This is a genomic window from Streptomyces sp. E2N166 (assembly GCF_003671715.1).
Taxonomy (GTDB): Bacteria; Actinomycetota; Actinomycetes; order Streptomycetales; family Streptomycetaceae; genus Streptomyces; species Streptomyces thinghirensis.
In genome coordinates this window covers 236,543-240,312 of record NZ_RAIF01000032.1, presented here as the reverse complement: position 1 = coordinate 240,312, position 3,770 = coordinate 236,543, and the positions used below count along the sequence as shown (strand labels likewise).

Sequence of the window (3,770 nt, the reverse complement as noted above, 5' to 3'; positions counted from 1 at the left end):
CAGGCGGCTGTGGGAGCGGCTGTAGAGGAAGTACACGACGACGCCGATCGCCATCCAGACGCCGAACCGCACCCAGGTCTCGGCGGGCAGGTTCAGCATCAGCCACAGTGAGGCGCCGACCGACACGATCGGCAGCAGCGGCACCAGCGGGGTGCGGAAGGCGCGCGGCAGGTCGGGGCGGGTCCGGCGCAGGATGATCACGCTGATCGCGACGATGACGAACGCGAACAGCGTGCCGATGTTCACCAGCTCGGCCAGCTCGCTCAGGCTGGTGAAGCCGGCGACGATCGCGATGATCACGCCGAGCAGGATGGTCGGCCGGTACGGCGTCCGGAACTTCGGGTGGACGCGGGAGAAGAAGCGCGGCAGCAGCCCGTCGCGGCTCATCGCGAAGAACACCCGGGTCTGGCCGAGCAGCAGGATCATGCACACCGTGGTCAGGCCGACGGCGGCGCCGAAGCTGATCACACCGGCGAAGAAGGGGTGCCCGGTGGACTTGAAGGCGTCGGCGAGCGGGGCGTCGATGGACAGCTCGCTGTAGTGCTGCATGCCGGTGACGACGATCGACACGGCGACGTACAGCGCGGTGCAGATGAACAGGGAGCCGAGGATGCCGCGGGGCATGTCGCGCTGCGGGTTCTTGGTCTCCTCGGCGGCCGTGGCGACGATGTCGAAGCCGATGAAGGCGAAGAACACGACCGAGGCCGCGGTGAAGATGCCCATCACGCCGAAGTTGGCCGGCGCCCACCCGAACATCAGCTGGATCAGTGGCGAGTCGAGGCCCCCGCCCGCCTCCACCGGCTGCGCCTTCGGGACGAAGGGGTCGTAGTTGGAACCCTTGATGAAGAAGGCACCCGCGATGATCACGATGAGGACGACGGTCACCTTGATGGCGACGACGACCGAGGTGACCCGGGCCGACAGCTTCATGCCGAGGACGAGGATGCCGGTGAGCACCAGCACCAGGACGGCGGCGAGGATGTCGAAGCCGAACCCCTCGGCGCCGTCCCGGCCACCGAGCGACGCGGGCAACTGCCAGCCCGCGTTGTCCAGCAGTGAACGGATGTAGCCGGACCAGCCGACGGCCACCACCGCCGTGCCGAGCGCGAACTCCAGGACCAGGTCCCAGCCGATGATCCAGGCGGGCAGTTCGCCGAGCGAGGCGTAGGAGAAGGTGTACGCGGAGCCGGCGACCGGGACCGTCGAGGCGAACTCCGCGTAGCAGAGCGCGGCGAGCGCGCAGACTACGCCGGCGACGACGAAGGCCAGGGCCACGGAGGGCCCGGCGTTGTTCTTGGCGACCGTGCCGGTCAGTACGAAGATGCCGGTGCCGATGATGACACCGACACCGAAGACGGTCAGATCCAGTGCGGACAGGGATTTCTTGAGCGCGTGCTCCGGCTCCTCCGTGTCCCGGATGGACTGCTCGATCTTCTTGGTCCTGAAGAGACTGCTGCTGCTCACGGATACCTCCGAGCTTGTCGTCCCCGACATGATCGAGAGGGGGGCGTACTGCGTATGCCCCGACGTGAGCGGATTCACGCGGATGGGCAGGTTTCACCACTGCAATGAGTGGAGAAACCTGCCCATCCGGCCGTACGTCAGTCGCGCCCGGCCTCCACCGGGTCCGCCTCGGAGCGTTCGTACCGGCCGTCGAGCTTGGCGACCAGGCCGGTGACCTGGCGGGCGATGTCGGGGGCGGTGAGTCCGATCTCGGCCAGGACCTCGGCGCGGGAGGCGTGGTCGAGGAAGCGCGGCGGGATGCCGAAGTCGCGCAGGGGCACGTCGACGCCCGCGTCGCGCAGGGCCTGGGCGACGGCCGAGCCGACGCCGCCGACGCGGGAGTTGTCCTCGACGGTGACGACCACGCGGTGCCGCTCGGCGAGCGGGGCCATGGCCTCGTCGACGGGCTTGACCCAGCGCGGGTCGACCACGGTGGTGGAGATGCCCTGCTTGTTCAGCAGGTCCGCCACCTCCAGGCACATCGGCGCGAGGGCGCCGACGGAGACCAGGAGGACGTCGGGCGTGTCGGTGCCGGGGGCGCGCAGCACGTCCATGCCGCCGACTCGGCCGACGGCCGGTACGGCGGGGCCGACGGCGCCCTTGGAGAAGCGGACCACGGTCGGCGCGTCGTCCACCTCGACGGCCTCGCGCAGCTGGGCGCGGACCTGGTCGGCGTCGCGCGGGGCGGCGAGCCGCAGGCCGGGGACGACCTGGAGGATCGACATGTCCCACATGCCGTTGTGGGAGGCACCGTCGGTGCCGGTGACACCGGCGCGGTCCAGCACGAACGTCACGCCGCACTTGTGCAGGGCCACGTCCATCAGCACCTGGTCGAAGGCGCGGTTGAGGAAGGTGGCGTACACGGCGAAGACGGGGTGCACTCCCCCGTGCGCGAGGCCGGCCGCGGAGACCGCGCCGTGCTGCTCGGCGATGCCGACGTCGTAGACGCGGTCCGGGAAGGCCTTGGCGAACTTGTCGAGGCCGACCGGCTGGAGCATGGCCGCGGTGATGGCGACGACGTCCTCGCGCTCCTCGCCGAGCTTGAGCATCTCCTCGCCGAAGACGCTCGTCCAGTCGGCGCCGGAGGTGGAGATGGGCAGACCCGTGTCGGGGTGGATCTTGCCGACGGCGTGGAAGCGGTCGGCCTCGTCCGCCAGGGCGGGCTGGTAGCCGCGGCCCTTCTCGGTGAGGCAGTGCACGATGACCGGGCCGCCGAAGCGCTTGGCGCGCGTGAGGGCGGACTCCAGGGCCTCCAGGTCGTGGCCGTCGATCGGGCCGACGTACTTCAGGCCGAGGTCCTCGAACATGCCCTGCGGGGCGATGAAGTCCTTCAGGCCCTTCTTGGCGCCGTGCAGGGTGTCGTAGAGCGGGCGGCCGACGACCGGGGTGCGCTCCAGGAGCTCCTTGGTGCGGGCCAGGAAGCGCTCGTAGCCGTCGGTGGTGCGCAGGGTCGCCAGGTGGTTGGCGAGGCCGCCGATGGTGGGCGCGTAGGAGCGTTCGTTGTCGTTGACGACGATGACGAGCGGGCGGTCCTTGGCGGCGGCGATGTTGTTCAGCGCCTCCCAGGCCATGCCACCGGTGAGCGCGCCGTCGCCGATGACGGCGACGACGTGGTCGTCGCGGTCGAGCACCTGGTTGGCCTTGGCGATGCCGTCGGCCCAGCCGAGGACGGTGGAGGCGTGGCTGTTCTCGATGACGTCGTGCTCGGACTCGGCCTGCGAGGGGTAGCCGGACAGGCCGCCCTTCATCTTCAGCTTCGAGAAGTCCTGACGGCCGGTGAGCAGCTTGTGCACGTAGGACTGGTGGCCGGTGTCCCAGAGCACCTTGTCCTTCGGCGAGTCGAAAACCCGGTGCAGGGCGAGGGTGAGCTCCACCACGCCGAGGTTGGGGCCGAGATGGCCGCCGGTCTTGGAGACGGCGTCGACGAGGAAGGTCCGGATCTCCTCTGCCAGCCGGCCCAGCTCTTCCAGGCTGAGCCGGTCCAGATCGCGCGGTCCCGTGATGCGGGTCAGCAGCGGCACCCGTGCCTCCTTGCAGTAGAGCTGTTGCCGGGCCTGCCCGAGTCTAATGTTCCGCCGTGGCGGAACGTGTCCGGGCGGTGCGTCGTACGTCACGCGTTCGGCCTTACCCATCGGCGGTCCGTTCTACGACTGCCCCGTCGGCCGTCGTCCCCGGTGCGCCCCGGCACGCGTGGTCGTCCGGTGCACGGCGCGGGCGGGCAGCCCACCGCCCGCCCGAGGGCTCAGCTCGGGCGGGCGGTGGGGTGG

Annotated in this window: 2 protein-coding genes; both read right to left on the bottom strand. The window is 70.1% G+C overall.

Annotation, left to right across the window (positions count from 1 at the left end):
* On the bottom strand, positions 1–1,494 hold a 1,494-nt coding region (locus EBH09_RS28160), incomplete at its 3' end, for an amino acid permease (RefSeq protein ID WP_121751041.1).
* A gap of 107 nt (positions 1,495–1,601) precedes the next feature.
* Positions 1,602–3,524, bottom strand: a complete 1,923-nt coding sequence (gene dxs / locus EBH09_RS28155) for a 1-deoxy-D-xylulose-5-phosphate synthase (protein ID WP_121749747.1) — start codon at positions 3,522–3,524, stop codon at positions 1,602–1,604.
* Positions 3,525–3,770 lie beyond the last annotated feature (246 nt).